The sequence below is a fragment of the Bacillus fungorum genome, from assembly GCF_002746455.1.
Classification (GTDB): domain Bacteria; phylum Bacillota; class Bacilli; order Bacillales; family Bacillaceae_G; genus Bacillus_A; species Bacillus_A fungorum.
In genome coordinates this window covers 1-2,517 of record NZ_NWUW01000095.1, presented here as the reverse complement: position 1 = coordinate 2,517, position 2,517 = coordinate 1, and the positions used below count along the sequence as shown (strand labels likewise).

Below are 2,517 nucleotides of genomic sequence, written 5' to 3'. Positions count from 1 at the left end.
GAGTTACCGGACTCTGCTATTTTAAATTTGAAAGATGGAGAAGTTGCTTTTCCGTTACTTGTTGATTTGGAAACAAGTTCAGGGAATAGTATTATCCCAAATACGTATGTGGACTTGTATTTCAAACAAGTTGTGAAAGAAGGAGACAATGAGAAGGTTGTCTTTGGTGGTCTGTTCCAACGTGTACGTGTGACGGCTGCTAAAGATAGCAATACAGAAGATGCATTTGTGCTAGAAAAGAAAGAATCAAAAGAGGAACAAGAAGGAAAACAAAAGCCAAAGGTAACGCGATTATATACACTGGCTGTTTCACCTGAACAACTTCAATACTTAAATCGAGCAAAAACACTTGGAGATGTAATCCCTGTTGCAGTTGGACAAAAGGTGGAGCAAACAGGGAAAGAATTAGAACCAGCTGAAGGATTCTCACAAATATCTGATCAAAAGAACATTTTAGACTATGTAGAGAAGCATTCGACTAATCCAATTTCTAAAAATGTAAAAGAGTATGTAGCACAGTATCTGAACGAATCCAAGTAAGAAAGGGGTTATTAAGATGGAGCGGCAAGTTAAAGTAATTGCTTTTTATGCAACAAATGAAAACGTAGGAAAAAGCACATTAAGTATTGCGATGGCAAATGAGTTAGCCCATTTAGGGAAAAAGGTGCTTTATGTAGAAGCAGACCAAGTAAGACCAAGCTTTGCGATTTGTACAGGGATAAGCCATGACAGTAAAAATATGTTAGAGCTTGTGAAAAAAGAAAATGACTACAATCTTTTAGAGTATATATGCACAAAACAAGATTTGATAGAAAAAAAACTGAATTCAAAATTCATAACAAAATTACACAATAAGATGGATATTCTGGTATTCCCATCAGGGTATAACAAGGCTCAATTCCCTGAGATTCAAAACAAAGAATTGTTTGTAACAACATTTATAGAATCACTTGTAAACACAGAATATGATTACATCATTCTATCAGTACCAAATGAATTATCTGAGGTGCTGAGTTATCCAGTGTTATACCAATCAGATCTTGTGATTCATGTGTTAAATAGTAATCCTCGTGGTTCATTAGCGATTAAGAGAGAATTACAGCTGATAGAAGAAGCGAAGCTAACATTACCTCGTATGATTCATGTTTTGAATATGGGAGATGAGGATTATGTAGAAGATATCGAAAAGCTTTCTTCCCAAAAAATTGCGGTGACAATTCCGTATGATAGAGATCGTACGAGTTATGAATGGGGGATGCAATTTGGTTCGCCAATAATAAATGCAAGAGTCAATCAACTTATGGAAGCAGCTGGTCTTGATATTCCATCCCAGCATACATCCTCTATGAAAAAAGGTCTCTTTGGTTTACGAAATTAAAAGGGGAGGTAATGAGTATGTGGGGCTATTTACAGGAAAAACAAGTCGCCTTAAAGCGAAATCGAGTGGATTTATATCACTTTGGTTATATGATTCGTTCCAAATCGGCTCGGAAGTTAGGAACAACGACAGCTCAACAAATTAAAGATATAACGGATGAAATTCGTGCGTTTTTAGTAAAGGAACACCGAAATATCTTAAGTGAATCTTTTATGAATAAAGATAAGCGATCAGCTGTAGAGCAAATCATTAAAAGTTTCTTATTAAGCAATCAAGTCGTTATTTCAGATGTACCTTCTGAACAGTTACTAAATATGGTGTGTGACGATATTGTGGGATTTGGCATTATTCAACCTCTCATTGATGATCAAGACGTAACAGATATTTATATCAATGGTACAAAAGAGATTATATACGAAAAAATTGGTGAAGGAGAATGCAAGTACAAGTATCGATATGAAGCTGAAGAAGATGTAAAAGCTTTAGCTTATAAGATGGTAAACAGTACGTCAGAGTCACTTAATACAGCAAAGCCATCTGTAGACTGCGTGTTTCCTTATATTCGTATTAATATCGCTTTAGATGAGATTGCTGGACTGGGTACAACAATTTCTATTCGTAAGAATGCGGATCATCTACGTGCCTCTGACGAACGGATGTTATCTACAAATCAAGCAACAAAAGAAATGTTAAGTTTTTTAGCTGCCGCGGTGAAAGCGAAGATGAATATCTTAGTAGCTGGTGCGACTGGAACAGGGAAATCAGAGTTTATGAAGTACCTCTCTTCGCACATTCCAAAAAATGAGCGCACTCTCGTGGTAGAGGATCATCCGGAATTGTATTTGCATCGAGTATTCCCAGACCATCATTTCGTTCCTATGCAGTGTAGACATTCAGAAGTTGAAGAGAATGCAATTGATTTTGATAGAATCCTAACTAACGCACTACGACAGGGATTAAAGAGATTAATTGTTGGGGAATCAAGAGGGAAAGAAGCTTTACAAATGTTGAATTTCTTCCAAACAGGGCATTCTGGTTTTACTTCTGTACATACAAGAAGTGCAATTGAAGGTGTAAAACGCCTTATGTTAATGTGTCTGCAAAGTGGAGCAAATATTGATGCTAAGTATTTATATGAA

At 36.2% G+C, this 2,517-nt stretch carries 3 protein-coding genes; all 3 read left to right on the top strand.

Annotated elements, in window-relative coordinates; translation table 11 throughout:
- The coding region (locus CO726_RS30705; protein WP_245916861.1) for an RcpC/CpaB family pilus assembly protein at positions 1-540 on the top strand (540 nt) is incomplete at its 5' end.
- 16 nt (positions 541-556) lie between these two features.
- Positions 557-1,378 carry an AAA family ATPase gene (locus CO726_RS30700; RefSeq protein ID WP_099686803.1) on the top strand — a complete coding sequence of 274 codons (822 nt, stop codon included), beginning with the start codon at positions 557-559 and terminating at the stop codon, positions 1,376-1,378.
- Between the two features lie 17 nt (positions 1,379-1,395).
- On the top strand, positions 1,396-2,517 hold a 1,122-nt coding region (locus CO726_RS30695; RefSeq protein WP_099686802.1), incomplete at its 3' end, for a TadA family conjugal transfer-associated ATPase.